Source organism: Larkinella terrae (assembly GCF_009668025.1).
GTDB lineage: Bacteria > Bacteroidota > Bacteroidia > Cytophagales > Spirosomataceae > Larkinella > Larkinella terrae.
Genome location: NZ_WJXZ01000014.1, coordinates 335299 through 354173 on the forward strand (window position 1 = coordinate 335299; position 18875 = coordinate 354173).

Genomic DNA, 18875 nt, shown 5'->3' on the forward strand with positions numbered 1-18875 from the left:
CATTCAAAAAAATGAAACCGCCCCGCTTCGCCGACCATCTTCTCAAACGCTTCTGCTCCCCCGACCACCTGGAGGAGGTGTTAGGGGATTTGCACGAGGAGTTTGCGTATCAGCTTCGGCGGGGGAGCGAGTGGCGGGCGAGGGGGCGGTATTGGTGGGATGTGCTGGGATTTGTGCTATCGTTTGCGCTTAAAAGAAGATCAACTGAGTATTCAACAACGCATCTAACGAACCCGATGATGATTCGAAATTACTTCAAAATTGCCTCTAGGAATCTGGTTAAAAACCGGACTTACGCCTTAATTAACGTCACGGGACTGGCCCTGGGGATTGGCGCTGCGCTGTTGATTTTTGCGCTCGTTCGTTACCATTATGCCATTGATAAACACCATCTGAAATATGAAAGTATTTACCGGGTAACGACCCAGTTTGTGACGCCTGAAGGCAATTTTAGCATAACCGGTGTCCCTTATCAACTGGGAAAAGCCCTGAAGAACGACCATCCGGACATCGAAAATCTGGCGATGGTCGATCTATACTATGACCCGATCGTGGCGATTCCCGCAGCCAGCGGACCCGACCGGAAATTCAAGGATGCTCACCGAATGGGGGCGTTCGTGCAGCCTTCATATTTCAAAATCTTCGATTACGAATGGCTGGCGGGCGGCCCGACGGAACTCACGCAACCCAATACGGTGGTGGTCAGTGCTGAAAATGCCACGAAATATTTTGGTTCGACGCAGGTAATCGGGAAACTCATCAAAATCAACGCAACCCTGAACGCCCGAATTGTCGGGGTGTTTAAAGACTATCGGGATAACACCGACTTTGCCTATACCATCATGGCGTCCTGGGCCAGTCTGCCGGAATTTCGTGGCCACCCGCTGAACGAAGATTTTGACAATATTGACAGTGGTACGCAGTGCTTTGTGAGCCTGAATAACCATTTTACCCAGGCCGACTGGAATCGGCAGATGCCGGCCTTCGTAAAGAAATACAAGCCGCACGGCGTTAAGGATACCCGATTTCCGATGCAGCCCCTGCGTGATATTCACTTCTCAACCGATACCGGTGGAGTTAATCAGGGGTTGATCTGGTCGTTGTTTGCCATCGGTATTTTTCTGCTCATTACCGCCAGCATCAACTTTGTCAATCTGGCCACGGCGCAGGCGCTGAATCGCTCCCGGGAAGTGGGCGTCCGGAAAGTGCTGGGCAGCACCCGGGGCCAGTTATTCTGGCAATTCATCGGCGAAACCGCCTTACTGACTCTCACGTCCACGGGCATTGCACTCCTGCTTTTTCAGCTTGGCCAACAACTGGTTCAGGAGTATTTACACGGCGCCTTCCGGTTTACGTTCTATTTTGACCCCTCCGTTATTGGCTGGTTGGTACTAATGGTGGCCGGGGTGATTTTCCTGTCCGGTTTTTATCCGGCGCTGGTATTGACGGGCTTCAAACCGGCCCTGGCACTCGCCGGGCGAATCACCAGTCGGCAGGTTGGCGGTTTTTCAGTCCGCCGGAGTCTGGTCGTTGCCCAGTTTGCCATTTCGCAGATGCTGATTGTTGGTATGATCGTGGTGGCCAATCAGTTGCAATACATTCAGACGAAAGATCTCGGTTTTAGGCAAAACGCCATTCTGACGGTTCGATTGCCGCTTTTACCCAAACAGGATATCGGCAAAATGGAGAATTTTCGTCACCGGGTCATGGCGATTCCTGAGGTGGAAAAGTTGAGTTATTCCATGAGCGGCCCACCCCAAACGGGTTGGATCAGCCAAACCATCATCAAATTTGACAACCGGCCCGAACCGGAAAAATTTACACCCCAGCAAAAGCACGTCGATGCGGCTTATGTCGATTTATATGGGTTGAAACTGGTGGCCGGGCGTAACCTTCAGCCCGCCGATACGTCCCGCGAAGCGTTGGTTAATGAAACCTTTGTCAGGCAACTGGGCATTAGTGACCCGGCCCAGGTGGTGGGCAAAATCCTGCATTCGTCGAGAAAGCTGGAAATCGTGGGCGTGGTGAAAGACTTCAATGAGCGCGATCTGAGAAATGGAATTGGGCCGCTTTTCATGACCACCCGGGCGACTAATTATTTTATCGCGAGCCTGCAATTACACAACGGCAATTTTGAGCGGGTCATCCACCAACTGGAAAAAGAGTATAGTCAGGTGTATCCGGACAGTTATTTCACCGCGCAATTTGTCGATGAGCAATTGCAGGAAAACTATAGCCAGGAACAAACGATGGCCAAACTGGTCAATTTCTTCGCCGGAATCGCGGTGGTGATCGGTTGTCTGGGCCTCTACGGGCTGGTGTTGTTCATGGCCGCTCAAAAAACGAAAGAAATTGGCGTTCGGAAGGTGCTGGGAGCCAGCATCAGCAATATTCTGTGGCTGTTTGGCAAGGAGTTCGCCCGGCTGATTATCGTGGCTTTCGCGGTCGCAACGCCGGTGGCGTGGTGGGTGATGACGCACTGGTTGCAGGATTTTACCTACAAGATCGATATAGGACCCGGTATTTTCGGAATCGCCCTGCTGGCGACGGTGGTCGTAGCGGCAGTGACGGTCAGTTTCCAAAGCATCAAAGCCGCCTTGATGAATCCGGTGAAGTCACTTCGTTCCGAATGAACAATGACCAATTAACAATGCATGTTGGCCATCGGCAGCGCCTGTTCATTATTCATTGTTAATTGTTCATTCAAAAAAATGAAACCGCCCCGCTTCGCCGACCATCTTCTCAAATTCTTCTGCTCCCCCGACCACCTGGAGGAGGTGTTGGGGGATTTGCACGAGGAGTTTGCGTATCAGCTTCGGCGGGGGAGCGAGTGGCGGGCGAGGGGGCGGTATTGGTGGGATGTGCTGGGATTTGTGCTGTCGTTTGCGCTTAAAAGAAGATCAACTGAGTATTCAACAACGCATCTAACGAACCCGATTATGATCCGAAATTACTTCAAAATCGCTTTCCGAAACCTGGCTAAAAACAAGGGGTTTTCGGCCATCAACATCGGCGGATTGGCCGTCGGCATGGCCGTGGCTATGCTGAACGGGCTGTGGATCTGGGACGAACTGTCGTTCGATACCTACCACCAGAATTATGACCGCATTGCGCAGGTCATGACGCAGGAAACGGAGGACGGCAATGCCTGGACGAATAATTCGATGCCGTATCCGCTGTCGACCGAACTCAAGACCAATTACCGGAAAGATTTTGTGCGCATTGTGAACGGGTCCTGGATCAGTGAATACATTCTGTCGGCAGGCGACAACAAAATAGCCCGAAAAGGCCAGTTTCTAGACGAGGAAGCGCCGGATATGTTGAGCCTGAAGATGATTTACGGTTCGCGGGCCGGTTTGCACGACCCCAATTCCATTCTGCTTTCGGCGTCAACGGCCGAAGCGCTTTTTGGAAAAACCGACCCGACAAACCGGGCGATGCGGCTCAATAACAAAATAGATGTGAAAGTAACCGGCGTTTACGAGGATTTGCCCCTGAATACGCAATTCAATGAGATCAAATTTCTCTCTCCTTTTGAGTTGTGGGTGAGCCAGAATCCGTGGATCAAAGAGCGGTCGCTGCACGACTGGAGCAACCATTTTCTGCGGATTTATGCCGAAATCAAACCCGGCGACAGTTTTGATGCGGTTTCGGCCCGGATCCAGGATGCGGAGCTGAAAAACCTCGCCGATTTCAAAGAAGATGCGGCCCGCAATCCCCAGGTTTTTCTGTTTCCGATGAGCCAGTGGCATTTGCACAAATTCAAGCGGGGCACGCCTGATCCGGAGCCCCTGCGGATGGTCTGGATGGTGGGCGTTATCGGCACGTTTGTGCTGCTGCTGGCCTGTATCAACTTCATGAACCTCTCAACGGCCCGTTCCGAGAAACGCGCCAAAGAAGTCGGCATTCGGAAGGCGGTGGGCTCGGTACGCACCCAACTGATCAACCAGTTTTTCAGCGAATCCTTTCTGGTGACGACGTTGGCCCTGCTGGTGGCGCTGGTTTTGGTGACGCTGTCGCTGGACTGGTTCAACAGACTGGCTGCCAAGCAGATGGCGATGCCCTGGAGTAATCCGTGGTTCTGGGCCGCCAGCCTGGGGTTTGTGTTACTGACCGGTTTGCTGGCGGGTAGTTACCCGGCTTTGTACCTGTCGTCGTTCCAGCCCGTCAAAGTGCTGAAAGGGACGTTTCGGGTGGGGCGGTTTGCGTCCGTTCCCCGCAAGGTGTTGGTGGTGGTTCAGTTTACGGTTTCCATTGCGCTGATCATCAGTACCATCGTGGTATACCGGCAGGTTCAGTTCGCCAAAAACCGCCCGGTGGGTTACACCCGGGAAGGGCTGATTACGATGGCGATGAAATCGAATGATTTCGATGGAAAGTACGAGGTGCTCCGAACGGAATTGAAAAATACGGGGGCGGTCGCCGAAATCTCCCAGTCGATGGGAAAAATGACCGAGGTGGTATCCGGCAATGGCGGTTTCGATTGGAAAGGCCGCGATCCCCGGCGGGGCGAAGATAATTTCGGCACGCTGGCGGTGAGTCTGAACCACGGAAAAACCGTCGGCTGGCAGTTTGTGCAGGGGCGCGATTTTTCGAGCAAGCTGGCTTCTGATTCCGCCGGCATGGTCATCAACGAATCGGCCGCCCGCGACATGGGATTGAAAAATCCGGTAGGGAAAACCGTCCGCTGGACGTGGTCGCGAACGGGTAAGGTTCTGACGTATACTATTTTAGGTGTTGTCCGGGACATGGTTATGCAGTCGCCCTACGACCCGATTCAACCTGCCATTTTCTATCTGAAGGGACACAACGGTGGTGTCAGTACTATCAACATCAAACTGAATCCGGCGGTCAGCATCCGGGATGCGATGCCGAAAGTCGAAGCGGTTTTCAACAAAATTGTTCCGCTGGTTCCCTTTGAGTACACGTTTGTCGATCAGGAATATGCGCTCAAATTCGCAGCCGAGGAACGGGTTAGTAAACTGGCAACTTTCTTTGCGGTTTTGGCCATTTTCATCAGTTGCCTAGGCCTGTTCGGGCTGGCGTCGTTCGTGGCCGAGCAACGGACGAAAGAGATTGGCATTCGCAAGGTGCTGGGCGCGTCGGTGGCGAATCTGTGGCAGCTATTATCGAAGGATTTTGTGGTACTGGTGGTGATTTCCTGCCTGATCGCTGGACCGCTGGCCGGGTATTTTATGGATGCGTGGCTGCAGAAATATACGTATCGAGACAACATTGCGTGGTGGATTTTCGCCGTATCGGGCGTCGGTGCGCTGATGCTTACGCTGCTGACGGTCAGTTACCAGGCCGTCAAAGCCGCGCTGGTGAATCCGGTGAAATCCCTTCGTTCCGAATGAACAATTAACAATGAATAATGAATGTTGGACGTCGGCAGCGCCTGTTCATTGTTAATTATTCATTGTTCATTTATTAAAAACATGAAACCGCCCCGCTTCGCCGATCGCATCCTCCAATTCTTCTGCGCTCCCCACAACCTGGAGGAAATTCAGGGGGATTTGTACGAGGAGTTTCAGTATCAACTCCTGCGGGTGGGCGAACGGCGGGCCAAGTGGCGATATTGGCGGGATGTCCTGGGATTTGTGCTGTCGTCGGCGCTGAAAAAAAGGCCAACTGAGTATTCAACAACATATTTAACGAACCCGATTATGCTTCGGAATTATTTCAAAATTGCTTTTCGAAACCTCGTCAAGAACAAGACGTTCTCGGCGGTGAATATGCTCGGGCTGGCGTTGGGTCTGGCGTGTAGCCTGATGATCATGCTCTGGGTGCAGGACGAACGAAGTGTGGACGGTTTTCACGCGAACAAGGATCAACTGTACCGGATTTACATGCGTGAATACTTCAGCGGGAAAGTGCAGGGCGTTATCTGGACCCCCGGCCCCCTGGCGGAAGAGTTAACGAAATCGATCCCGGAAATTCAGTATGCAACGCCCTACGAGTGGGTCAGTGACCAGACGTTTTCGGTGGGCACGAAAGTCCACAAACAGGCTACCAACAGCGTGGGGCCGGATTTCTTTAAAATGTTTAGCTACAAACTCCTGGAGGGGACAGCTGAAGCGGCTTTGAAAGATCGCAATGGCCTGGCAATTTCCCGGCGCATGGCCGAACTCTTTTTCGGAAGCCCCGAAGCCGCCATCGGCAAACCGATCCGGTTCGACAACCGCACGGATTTGCGGGTCACGGCGGTTTTTGAAAATGTTCCGGCGAACAGCACCCTGAAATTTGATTGCCTGCGGAACTGGGACGCTTATGTGGCCGATGGCAACGACTGGGCGAAAGGATGGGGCAGTACGGACCCGCTCACGTTTTTCATGCTTCGCGCCGACCGCAACGGCGTACCGGCCGATCCGGCCAAAGTCGAAGCCAAAATACAGCACTTGCTGGACAAGTTTAATCGGGATGAAGGAAAACCGTTTCGCACCGAACTGGCCATGCAGCCCTTCCACGACTATTACCTCAACAGCAACATCAAGGATGCCCACATGGACGGCGGGCGGATCGAATACGTCCGGCTTTTCAGCTTCGTAGCGGTTTTTATCCTGCTGATTGCCTGCATCAATTTTATGAATCTGGCCACGGCGCGATCGGCCAAACGGGCCAAAGAAGTGGGCGTTCGGAAGGTGGTCGGTGCCATGCGGGCGGTTTTGATCGGGCAGTTTGTGGGCGAAGCGATGCTGCTGACGATCTGCTCCGTTTTCCTGGCGGTTTTATTCGTCGGGTTGTTGCTGCCGTCCTTCAATACGCTGACCGGAAAGCAAATTGAATTACCCATCTACGGTTTTTCGTTTTGGGGCGTTCTGGTCGGGTTGACGTTCCTGACGGGTTTGCTGGCGGGCAGTTATCCGGCTTTTTTCCTGTCGTCGATGCAGCCGATTCGGGTTCTGAAAGGTAGCTGGAAAGTGGATACGCAATCGACTTGGTTTCGGCAGGGGCTGGTGGTTTTTCAGTTTTCGCTGTCCATTATTCTGATTGTCGGCATGATCATAATTTACCGGCAAGTGGAGTATGTGCAGACAAAAAATCTGGGCTACGACCGCGAAAACCTGGTTTATTTCCCGGTCGAAGGCGATTTGAAGAAGAATTATGACGTACTGAAAACGGAGCTGTCGCAACTTCCGACTGTCCGGCAAGTCTCGCACATGACCGCGTCTCCGGCGTCGAACGGCTCCGGAACGGAGGGAATCAGCTGGGCGGGAAGCGATCCGAACGACAAAGTCCGGTTTACGCCGGTCGGGGTTGGCTACGATTTCGTAAAAACCATGAATTTAAAACTGGTCGATGGCCGGGACTTCTCGAACGCTTTTCCAACCGACTCCACCGGTTTCCTGATCAACGAAGCCGCCCTGAAAGTGATGGGTTTTAAGCATCCGATCGGGCAAACGATTACCTGGGGCGATAAAAAAGGAACCATCGTTGGGGTACTGAAAGACTTCCATTTTCAGTCTCTTCACACGACCATCCGCCCGCTCATTGCCTACCTGCGCGAAAAACGACCCGACGGCAATGTACTGGTCCGGATTAAAGCGGGCAAAACCACCGAAGCCCTTGCGCAACTGGAAGCGGTTTGCAAAAAACTGAATCCGGATTTTCCATTCACGTACCAGTTTACCGATCAGGAATACGCCCGTCAATACCAGAGTGAACAGGTAGTCAGTCGGTTATCCAATTATTTTGCGTTCCTGGCTATTTTTATTTCCTGCCTCGGTTTGTTCGGACTGGCGACGTTCACCGCCGAACAACGCACGAAAGAAATTGGCATCCGCAAAGTGCTGGGCGCGTCGGTGGTGAGTATTGTAGGGCTGCTTTCGCAGAAATTCCTGAAACCGGTCGCCATTGCCATCGTCATTTCGTCGCCCGTCGCGTGGTGGGCCATGAACCAGTGGTTGCAGGGCTTTGTCTACAAAACCGACATCGAGTGGTGGATTTTCGCCCTGGCCGGTGCGCTGGCAGTTTTGATCGCCCTGCTCACCGTCAGTTTCCAGAGTATTAAAGCAGCTTTGATGAATCCGGTGAAGTCGCTGCGTTCGGAATGAACAATTAACAATGAACAATTAACAATGAATGCTGGACGGCGGCAACGCCTGTTCATTGTACATTATTCATTAAAAAAATGATGAAACCGCCCCGCTACGCCGCCCGCTTATTGAAATTCTTCTGCGCTCCCGACCGGCTGGAGGAGGTGCTGGGGGATTTGCACGAGGAGTTTGCAGGACGGGTCCGGCAGATGGGCGCAGGGCGGGCCCGCTGGTACTATTGGTGGGAAGTGCTGGGGTTTCTGAAGCCCCGGTTTTTGATGAAACGAAAAACCGATGCGTATTCAACAACTTACGTAAACCCGATTATGATTCAGAACTATTTCAAAATTGCGTGGCGCAACCTCTGGCGAAAAAAGGCGTTTTCGGCCATTAACATTGCCGGGCTGGCCGTTGGGCTGGCCACCTGCCTGCTCATTGTATTGTTTGTGCAGCACGAGCTGAGTTACGACAGTTACAACACAAAAGCCGACCGGCTGTTCCGCGTGGCGTTGAGCGTGCGCATTGCCGGCAAGGAAATGGACATGGCCTACGCCCCCGCCCTGACCGGGTCTTCGCTGGTGCGCGATTATCCGGGTGTTGAAGCCACCACGCGGCTGGAATCGGATGGCAGTTTTGTGGTTAAATACGGTACGGAACGGTTCAAGGAAGACCGGGTGGTGTTTGCGGATTCCAATTTCTTCGAGCTGTTCTCGATTCCGTTGCTGAAAGGCAACGTCAAAACCGTTTTGAACGAACCCAATACCATCGTTCTCACCCAAACGACGGCCCGGAAGTATTTTGGCCATCAGGACCCCGTGGGCAAAAGCCTGACGCTGGGGGACAAGCTTTACCGGGTGACGGGCGTATGCCGGGATGTGCCGTCCAATACGCACTTTCACTACGATTTTTTCGCTTCGTACACCTCGCTGAAACAGAGTGAAAAGTGGCTGGCCAGCGGTTCACACACGTACGTTTTGCTGCAGAAAAACTACCCGGTAGAGAAACTGCTGGCCCAAAGCTCCAACTTCATTCGGAAATACATGGGGCCGGAAATTCCGGAGTTCCTCGGCATGACCTACGATGAGTATTTGAAAAAAGGCGACTGGATTGCGTTTGATTTCCAGCCCGTTACCGCCATTCATCTCGGCCCCAATCGGGAAAACGAACTCGAAGCGAACAGTGATCCCAAATACGTCTACATTTTCTCGGCCATTGCGGTTTTTATCCTGCTGCTGGCCTGCATCAATTTTATGAATCTGTCGACGGCAGGTTCGGCAAACCGGGCCAAGGAGGTTGGGATTCGGAAAGTGCTGGGTTCGGTGCAGCAGCAATTGATTCGTCAGTTTCTGTCCGAATCGGTGCTGATCACGTTTCTGGCGTTGGTGGTGGCCGGTGGACTGGTGGCGATGGCCTTGCCGACGTTCAATCAACTGGCGAATAAAGAGTTCGATCTGGGGACTTTATTGAATGCCCGGATGATTACGTACACGCTGGTGGGCTGTCTGCTGGTGGGTTTGCTGGCGGGTAGTTATCCGGCCTTTTTTCTGGCATCCTTCCGGCCGGTCAGCGTTCTGAAAGGCCGGATTCAGGCTGGAATGCGAAGTGGCTGGCTGCGCAATACGCTGGTAACCATTCAGTTTGTGGTGTCTATCGGCATGATTATCGGAACGCTGGTGGTCTATCAGCAACTGCGGTTTATTCAGAACAAGAAAGTCGGTTTCGACAAGGAACAGGTGCTCATTCTCCACGATACCTACGTGTTGGGCAATAAACTGAACGCGTTCCGAAATGAGCTAACCAAGCAGTCGTCCATCGTCAGCGCGAGTCTGGCGGGTTACCTGCCCGCCGGGAAATCCAACTCCGGCTATGACGGTTTTCGGGATGTGAACGCCCCGACGAAAACGACGCCTTTCCGGGTGAAAACCTACCGGGTCGACGACCAATACCTGCCGACGCTGGGCATTCAGGTAGGGCTGGGGCGTAACTTCTCCAAAGCTTTTTCGGGCGATACCGCTGCGGTTTTGGTAAACGAAGCCGCTGTTAAGCAGTTTGGCTGGAAAAACCCGATCGGGCAGCGCATTGCCACTGTGGGCGACGGCTCGCCGGGCGACCGGCACACGTACACGGTGGTGGGCGTCACGAAGAATTTTCACTTTGAGTCGATGCACGAGCACATTGCCCCGCTGGTCATGTATTACGGCGGAGACTGGTATCAACTGGCCCTGCGCATCCGGACGGACAACGTCCCCGCGCTGCTCAAAACGCTGGAGCAGCGCTGGAAAGCCGAAACGGATACGCCATTCTCGTATTCGTTTCTAAATGAGCGGTTTAACAAAATGTACCAGGCCGAACAGCGCGTCGGGGAGCTCTTCGGCGTTTTCGCGGGCTTGGCGGTTTTCATTGCCTGCCTGGGCCTTTTTGGCCTGGCGGCTTTCACGACGCTCCAGCGGACCAAAGAAATCGGGGTTCGGAAAGTACTGGGCGCTTCCGTGGCCAGTATTGTGGCGCTGCTGTCCAGGGATTTTCTGCGGCTGGTGGTGGTCGCCATCGTCATTGCCACGCCAATTGGCTGGTACGCCATGAACCAGTGGCTGGCGGATTTTGCCTACCGCATCGATCTCGAATGGTGGGTTTTCGCGCTCGCCGGTTTGCTGGCCGTGGCCGTCGCCCTGCTGACCGTCAGCTACCAAAGCATCAAAGCCGCGCTAGTGAATCCGGTTCGCTCGCTGCGCTCGGAATAATGAATTAAGAGTGAAGAGTTGGTTGACGCAAGCTGAAACAACTCATAATTCTTAACTCATAATTCTTAACTCATAACTCTTTACTATGAAACCACCCCGCTTCGCCGACCGCCTTCTCAAACTCTTCTGCGCTCCTCACCGCCTGGAGGAAGTGCAGGGAGATCTGCATGAGGAGTTTGCGTATCAGGTTCGGCGGGTGGGCGAACGGAGGGCACGGTGGCGGTACTGGCGGGATGTGCTGGGGTTCTTAAAACCGTTTGCCATTAAAAGGAAATCAACTGATTATTCAACAACTACGCTAACGAACCCACTCATGCTTCGCAATCATCTGAAAATTGCCTGGCGGAATCTGCTGAAAGACCGCCAGTTTACGCTGCTGAATCTGATCGGTTTATCGACCGGTTTGGCCTGCACGCTGTTGATTTACCTCTGGGTGAACGACGAGCTGCACATCGACAAATACAACGAAAAAGACGACCAGCTTTTTCAGGTAATGGCTAATCACTTCCACGAAGACGACGTTAAAACGATCAGCCACACGCCCGGTTTGCTGGCGGATGCGCTGGCGGCCGAACTGCCCGAAGTGGAACACGCCGTGACGGTGGTTCCGGCGTCCTGGTTTGCGAGCAAAGGAGTGATCACGACCGGTGAAAACCACCTGAAAGCGGGCGGCCAATTTGTGGGCAAAGATTACTTCAATGTCTTTACCTGTCCTTTTTTACAGGGTGATCGGAACAGCATTTTTGCGGATAACCACACCGTTGCCCTCTCCGAGGAAATGGCGGTAAAACTGTTTGGCAACACGAAAGACGTGCTCGGCAAGGCCGTCAAATGGGATAATGCCGAATTTACCGGAACGTATCGGGTGGGCGGTATTTTTAAAAATAGTCCGTCCAATTCAACCGAGCCGTTTGACATGCTCTTTAGTTTCAACGTCTTTTTTGTTCGGCGGCCCGGCATGGAAAACTGGGGAAACAGCGATCCCAGTACCTTCCTGATTTTGCGGAAAGGCACCGATCTGGCCCAATTCAACACCAAAATCCGGAATTTTTTACAGACGAAAGACAAAACGAAAACGCAGCTATTTGCGATCCACTATTCCGAAAAATACCTCCACGGGCAGTTTGAAAACGGCGTGCAAACCGGTGGACGGATTGCCTACGTACGGCTTTTTTCGATCATTGCGGTTTTTATCCTGGTCATTGCCTGCATCAATTTCATGAACCTCTCGACGGCCAAAGCCTCGGGCCGGATCAAGGAAGTCGGTATCAAGAAAGTGGTCGGTGCGTTTCGGAGTTCGCTCGTGGTTCAATACCTCGGCGAGTCCATTCTGATGGCGTTTCTGTCGCTGATCGGTGCGGTTTTTCTCCTGATTTTGCTGCTTCCCCAATTCAATACCATTACCGGGAAAAACCTCAGTCTGGGAGTTGACGCCCCGCTGCTGCTATCTGGTTTGGGAATAACGCTGCTAACCGGATTGATGGCGGGCAGTTACCCGGCCCTATACCTTTCCGGTTTTAACCCAACGGCGGTTTTGAAAGGCAAACTCAGAACGTCGGTCGGTGAGCTCCTGGTGCGGAAAGGGCTCGTGGTTTTTCAGTTTGCGGTTTCGATTCTGTTCATTGTCGCCGTGCTGGTCATTTATCGCCAAATCGACTACATCCAGACCAAAAATCTGGGTTATAACCGCGACAATATCATCCATTTCGAAATTCCGCTCAACAACGACTCGCTCAAACTGAAATCCGCCGAAGCGTTTCTGGCCGAGATCAAGGCCCTTCCGGGTGTGCTCAATGCCTCGAGTTATTACCACACCTTAACGGGCGATCACGGCGCCATTTCCGGTGTTGAATGGCCGGGCCGGCCAGCGGGCAAGGACATCGATTTTGCGAACCTGGAAGTGGGCTACAATTTCATGGAAACCGTCGGGATGGAACTGAAGGAAGGGCGCCACTTTTCCAAAAATCAAAATGCGGATAATGAGATCATTTTTAACGAAGCCGCCATCAAAAGCATGGGTTTAAAAGACCCGATCGGCAAAACGATCAAGTTCTGGGGCCATGAACGGCAGATCGTCGGCGTGGTGAAAAATTTCAATTTCGAATCGCTCTACGAAAACGTCAAACCGTGCTTTTTTCAGGCCGATCCGGTGCTGCCCAACATCATGGTGAAAGTTCAGGCCGGAACGGAAAAACAGACCATTGAACGCATTCAGAAAACGTTTGAAGCTTACCATGAGGGACTGGTTTTTGACTACCAGTTTCTGGACGAAAACTACCGGGCACTTTATGCCGCCGAACGCCGGATCGGGGTTTTATCGCGGTATTTTGCCGGACTCACCATTCTGATTTGCTGTCTGGGGCTGTTCGGTCTGGCGGCTTTCACGGCCCAACGGCGGCAGAAGGAAATCGGCATCCGGAAAGTGGTGGGAGCCACGGTCGGCAACGTCGCCGTCATGCTATCGATGGATTTCCTGAAACTGCTGCTTATTGCGCTGCTGATCGCTTTCCCGATCATCGGCTGGGTGTTGAGTCGCTGGCTGCAGGAATTTGCGTTTCACGTTGATCTGGGGATGGGCGTATTCATCCTCGCCGGACTTTCCATCACGCTCATCACCTTGTTGACCGTCGGTTACCAGGCCATCAAAGCCGCGCTGATGAATCCGGTGAAGTCACTCCGGAGTGAATAAATCGCAACGGGCAAAGGGGCAAGGGCAGAGGATAAAAATCCCGATACGCTTTCCCCTCTGCCCAACGCCCCATGCCCTATGCAAAACAGAAAACCGCCCCATCTCGCCGACCGCCTTCTCAAACTCTTCTGCGCTCCCCACCGCCTGGAGGAAGTGCAGGGTGATTTGCATGAGGAGTTTGCGTACCAGGTTCGGCGCATTGGTGAACGGCGGGCCCGGTGGCGATACTGGCGGGATGTGCTGGGATTCTTAAAACCGTTTGCGACGAAACGCAAGTCAACACCTTATTATTCATACTCTTCCTTAAGTCCTGTTATGATCCGTAATTATTTTAAAACCGCTTGGCGGAACCTCCTGAATAACAAGGGATATTCGGCCATCAATATCGTTGGTTTATCGGTGGGTATGGGCATTGCCATGCTGATCGGTTTATGGGTGTACGACGAATTGTCGTTCGATCATTACCACCAAAACCACGACCGGATTGCGCAGGTGCTGGAAAACCAGACGCTGGAGCAGGGCATCGAAACCTATGGCTCATTGCCCTTTCCGCTAAGCCGCGAACTACGGACTAAATACCCGGACGACTTCAAAAGCGTCGTGGCAAATTCCTGGGCGGAACAGATTCTGGCCTATCAGGACCAGAAATTTACCCGGCTCGGGAGTTTTGCCGAACCGGATTTTCCTGAACTGTTCACGCTGAAAATGCGGAGTGGCACGCGTCAGGGCCTGAAAGATCCCGCTTCGATTTTACTTTCCGAATCGGCCGCCAAAGCCCTTTTTGGCGATGCGGATCCGCTCCGTAAAGTCATTAAAGTGGGCAACAAATACTCGGTGCGGGTGACGGGCGTCTACGAAGATGTGCCCCACAATACGCAGTTCAAAGGCATGGCTTTTGTGGCACCCATCGAACTGATTTTCTCCGAGGACAAAGACCGGGTATATGTGAATAACTGGCGCAGCAGTTCCTTCGAAATTTACGCGCAACTCCAGCCAAACAGCCGCTTTGACGATGTTTCCCGGAAAATCAAGGATGTTTTTCGCCAGCATACGGAAAGTAAATCGAAGCCGGCCCTGTTTTTACACCCCATGAACCGCTGGCACCTGTATTCGGACTGGAAAAACGGCGTGAATACCGGCGGGCGCATTCAGTTTGTCTGGTTGTTTGGGATCATTGGCATTTTTGTGCTGCTGCTGGCCTGCATCAACTTCATGAATCTCAGCACCGCGCGCTCGCAGAAACGGGCGAAGGAGGTCGGTATCCGGAAAGCCATCGGGTCGCAGCGGAGCCAGATCATCGGTCAGTTTTTTAGCGAATCGTTTCTGGTCGTGGCGCTGTCGTTTGTGTTTTCCTTATTGCTGGTGCAACTCGCCCTGCCGGTTTTTAACGAAGTGGCCGACAAGCAGATGACAATTCTGTGGTCCGACGTTCGGTTCTGGTTGCTGAGCATCGGTTTTAGCCTTTTCACGGGCATCGTTGCGGGCAGTTATCCGGCGCTGTATCTTTCTTCGTTTCAGCCCATTAAAGTACTCAAGGGAACGTTCAATATCGGTCGTTTAGCGTCCATTCCGCGCAAAGTGCTGGTGGTGGTGCAGTTTACAGTTTCGGTCACGCTCATCATCGGAACGATCATTGTGTTCCGCCAGATTCAGTTCGCCAAAAACCGCCCCCTTGGCTACGACCACGACGGGTTGGTCAACATCATGATGAATACGCCCGAACTGCAGGGGCGGTATGATGCGCTCCGCAACGAATTGCTGGCTACCGGGGCCGTGGTCAACGTGGCCGAAGCGTCGAGCCCGGCCACCAATATCTGGTCGTCGGCCAATAACCTGGAATGGCGGGGTAAAGACCCGAACGGAACAGCCGCTTTTGGAACCATCTGCGTGACCCCGGAATTCGGAAAAGTCGTAGGCTGGAAAATCAAGGAAGGCCGCGAATTCTCCCGGCAGTTTTCGACGGATTCGATGACGTTTGTCCTGAACGAAGCGGCCGTGAAACTGACCGGACTCCAACATCCGGTTGGCGAAACCATCCGCTGGCACGATCAGAACTGGAAGGTGATCGGCGTTGTGAAAGACATGGTCATGAAATCGCCTTTTGACCCGGCGACCCCGACGATTTTTATGATGAACACCCACGAACGGACGCTCAATTACATTTATATCAAACTGAATCCGGCGATGAGCGCCGGGCTGGCGCTGGAAAAACTGGAGACGGTTTTCAGGAAGATCAATCCCGATGCGCCGTTCGAGTACAAGTTTGCGGATCAGGAGTTTGCAGCCAAATTCGCGGCCGAAGAGCGCATTGGCAAACTGGCCACTTTCTTCGCGGGTTTGGCCATTTTTATCAGTTGCCTGGGCATTTTCGGGCTGGCGTCGTTCATCGCCGAGCAGCGCACGAAAGAAATTGGCGTTCGCAAAGTGCTGGGCGCTTCGGTGGTCAATTTGTGGGGGTTACTGTCGAAAGATTTCGTACTGCTGGTCATCATTTCCTGCCTGATTTCATCGCCAATTGCCTGGTATTTTCTGGACGATTGGCTCCAGAAATACGAATACCGCACGGAAATCAGCTGGTGGATTTTCGTAGCCGCCGGTTTGGGCGCGCTGCTGGTCACCCTGTTGACGGTGAGTTTCCAATCGATTAAAGCCGCATTGATGAATCCGGTGAAGTCACTTCGTTCCGAGTGAATAATTAACAATGAATAATTAACAATGAACAATGAATGTTGACCATCGGCAGCGCCTGTTCATTATTCATTATTCATTCAGAAAATATGAAACCGCCCCGCTTCGCCGACCGTCTCCTCCAGTTCTTCTGTTCTCCCGACCACCTGGAGGAGGTGTTGGGGGATTTGCACGAGGAGTTTGCGTATCAGGTTCGGCGGGTGGGCGAACGGCGCGCGCGGTGGCGCTACTGGTGGGATGTGGCTGGTTTTATCCTCTCCTTTGCGCTAAAAAGAAAGTCTCAAAATAATTCGACAACAATAACGAATCCGATCATGATCCAGAATTATATCAAAATCGCCTGGCGGAATCTGCTTCGCTATCGGCTGAACAGCACATTGACGATCGCCGGGCTGGCACTGGGGCTGGCCTGCGGTTTACTCATTATTCTGCACGTCAGGGAAGAGTTGAGCTACGACAAAGGATTTGCGAAAGCCGACCGGATTTACCGGCTCAATTCGGAGAATATTGGCGAGAAAACCCGGCGCTGGGCGGCCACTTCGCCCATTCTGGGAGTCGAAATGAAACGCCAGATTCCGGCGATTGAAACCGTAGCCCGTTTCCTTCGCCCGTACCCGGACCGGGTATTCAGCTATGCGCCGTCGGGTGGTGATTCGAAGCAATTTGAGGAAAAAACCGGTTTTTATGCCGATTCGACGGCGGTCGACGTGTTTGATCTGTCGTTTGTTGAAGGTGATCCGCAAACGGCTCTGAAACAGCAGGATGCCATTGTGCTGACCGAGACGATGGCCCGGAAGTACTTTGGGGATGCCGATCCGCTCGGCAAAATCATTCAGGATGATCTGGACAAACGACCGCTGACGGTGACGGGCATAGTCCGGAATTTTGGGTTTCCGACGCATCTGAAATTCGACTACCTCATTTCCATGTGCACCTATTATAAATACGCCGACAAAGGATCGTTGGAAAGCCGGACCTGGTCGGGATTTTACAATTATGTGTTGCTGAACGCAAATGCGTCGCGTCCGGCGGTGGAATCGAAAATTCCGGCGTTCATGGTGAAATTTTACGAGGTGAACGGCGAAAACCGGAAGGATATTCTGACCACCCGGAAAACGCTTCTCCAACCGATTACGGATATTCACCTGCACTCAAAACTGGAAAAGGAAATGAGTCCGAACAGCGATATTCTGTACGTCTACGTGTTTTCGGTAGCGGCTTTGTTTATCCTGCTGGTGGCGTCGGTTAACTTCATCAACATGGCGACGGCGCAGGCTTTTAACCGGATGAAGGAAGTGGGCGTTCGGAAAGTGCTGGGCGCCCGCAAAGAACAGCTCGTCAACCAGTTTCTGGGCGAATCGTTCCTGCTGACGCTGGCGGGCGCGTTGCTGGCGCTGGGGCTGTTCCGGCTGGCGATTCCGTTTTATAACGACCTGACGGCGAAAGATCTGCGTTTTGGGCAGTTGTTTACGGTTTCCAATGGGCTGATGATGTTCGGACTGGCCGCGTTGATCAGCCTGATTGCCGGTCTGTACCCCGCGTGGTTCATCTCGAATTTCGAACCGGTTACGTCGTTAAAAGGGAGGAGAAGTCCGGTTTCGTCGGTGACGCTGGTGCGGAAAGGGTTGATTGTCTTTCAGTTTGCGGTTTCGGTTTTCATGATTTTCAGTACGATCGTCGTGTACCGGCAAATGCAGTTTTTCCAGCGTAAGAAATTGGGTTTCGACCAGGAGCAGGTCGTGGCCGTGAAACTTTACGGCCAGAGTGTGCACGAAAAAGCCGCGTTGATTCAGAATGAGTTGCGGCAAAATGCCGCCATCTCGGATGTCGCCCTGACGTCGGTGCTGCCCGGCGACCGGTTTAGTACCGACATGCTCGTTCCGGTGGGAAAAGCGGACGATGCCAGCCAGATGCGGTTTATGTGGGCCGACGAGCACCTGCTTCCGGTCCTGAAAATGGGCCTGAAAACCGGTGGTAATTTCGTACCGCGAAACGTCAGTTCTCACTTCGCTTATATCCTGAACGAAGCGGCTGTGAAAGCGCTTAAATTGCAATCGCCGATCGGACAGAAAATGGTTTCACTGGGTGATACGGGCGAGGTTGTGGGTGTCGTCAATGATTTTCATTTTGCTTCTTTGCACAGTGCAGTCGAACCGCTGGTGATCGTTCAGCACCCGGGACAGGCCAATTATTTCCTGCTGAAAATCAATGGAAAAAACCTGCCCGAAGTCTTGCAGTTCACCCGGTCGCTCCTCGCCCGCGTTTCGCCGGAGAGTCTGTTCAGCTACACGTTTCTCGACGAAAAACTGGCCCGGCTGTACGATTCCGAACAACGCGTGGGCAACGTGTTGAAAGTGTTTGCGGTTTTTGCTATTTTCATTTCGTGCCTGGGATTGTTCGGGCTGTCGGCCTACGCGGCTCAACTGCGAACCAAGGAAGTCGGGATTCGGAAAGTGCTGGGCGCTACGGTTTCGGGGGTGGTCATTCTACTTTCCAGCGACTTCCTGCGGCTGGTAATCATCGCGACATTGCTGGCGTCTCCGCTGGCGTGGTGGGCGATGGGGCGCTGGCTCGAAGGATTCGCCTACGCCATCGATATGGAATGGTGGATGTTCGCGCTGACGGGCTTCCTGGCGGTTTTCGTCGCGATTTTGACCATTGGTTTTCAGTCCATCAAAGCCGCCCTGATGAATCCGGTGAAGAGCCTGAAAAGTGAGTGAA

The 18875-nt window shown here is 52.9% G+C and carries 7 protein-coding genes; all 7 read left to right on the forward strand.

Annotated elements, in window-relative coordinates:
* Window positions 1-11: 11 nt before the first annotated feature.
* The 7 genes from GJJ30_RS23375 (at window position 12) to GJJ30_RS23405 (ending at window position 18874) form a co-directional block, all read left to right on the forward strand.
* Complete coding sequence (locus tag GJJ30_RS23375; protein WP_229313364.1) at window positions 12-2633, forward strand: FtsX-like permease family protein; 2622 nt, start codon at window positions 12-14, stop codon at window positions 2631-2633.
* A 78-nt stretch (window positions 2634-2711) separates the two neighbouring features.
* On the forward strand, window positions 2712-5357 hold the full coding sequence (locus GJJ30_RS23380) for an ABC transporter permease (protein ID WP_154177616.1): 2646 nt from the start codon (window positions 2712-2714) through the stop codon (window positions 5355-5357).
* A gap of 81 nt (window positions 5358-5438) precedes the next feature.
* On the forward strand, window positions 5439-8054 hold the full coding sequence (locus tag GJJ30_RS23385; RefSeq protein WP_229313366.1) for an ABC transporter permease: 2616 nt from the start codon (window positions 5439-5441) through the stop codon (window positions 8052-8054).
* A gap of 77 nt (window positions 8055-8131) precedes the next feature.
* Complete coding sequence (locus GJJ30_RS23390) at window positions 8132-10777, forward strand: ABC transporter permease (RefSeq protein ID WP_229313368.1); 2646 nt, start codon at window positions 8132-8134, stop codon at window positions 10775-10777.
* Window positions 10778-10862: 85 nt separating this feature from the next.
* Window positions 10863-13466, forward strand: coding sequence for a permease prefix domain 2-containing transporter (locus GJJ30_RS23395; RefSeq protein ID WP_229313370.1), 2604 nt, complete (start codon window positions 10863-10865; stop codon window positions 13464-13466).
* A gap of 78 nt (window positions 13467-13544) precedes the next feature.
* Complete coding sequence (locus GJJ30_RS23400; RefSeq protein WP_154177617.1) at window positions 13545-16157, forward strand: ABC transporter permease; 2613 nt, start codon at window positions 13545-13547, stop codon at window positions 16155-16157.
* A gap of 86 nt (window positions 16158-16243) precedes the next feature.
* Window positions 16244-18874, forward strand: a complete 2631-nt coding sequence (locus GJJ30_RS23405) for a permease prefix domain 2-containing transporter (RefSeq protein ID WP_229313372.1) — start codon at window positions 16244-16246, stop codon at window positions 18872-18874.
* Window position 18875: the final 1 nt, after the last annotated feature.

Bases quoted from the DNA above. Each gene is read 5' to 3' on its own strand.
- GJJ30_RS23375 (WP_229313364.1), top strand. From the start codon at position 12: ATGAAACCGCCCCGCTTCGCCGACCATCTTCTCAAACGCTTCTGCTCC.
- GJJ30_RS23380 (WP_154177616.1), top strand. From the start codon at position 2,712: ATGAAACCGCCCCGCTTCGCCGACCATCTTCTCAAATTCTTCTGCTCC.
- GJJ30_RS23385 (WP_229313366.1), top strand. From the start codon at position 5,439: ATGAAACCGCCCCGCTTCGCCGATCGCATCCTCCAATTCTTCTGCGCT.
- GJJ30_RS23390 (WP_229313368.1), top strand. From the start codon at position 8,132: ATGATGAAACCGCCCCGCTACGCCGCCCGCTTATTGAAATTCTTCTGC.
- GJJ30_RS23395 (WP_229313370.1), top strand. From the start codon at position 10,863: ATGAAACCACCCCGCTTCGCCGACCGCCTTCTCAAACTCTTCTGCGCT.
- GJJ30_RS23400 (WP_154177617.1), top strand. From the start codon at position 13,545: ATGCAAAACAGAAAACCGCCCCATCTCGCCGACCGCCTTCTCAAACTC.
- GJJ30_RS23405 (WP_229313372.1), top strand. From the start codon at position 16,244: ATGAAACCGCCCCGCTTCGCCGACCGTCTCCTCCAGTTCTTCTGTTCT.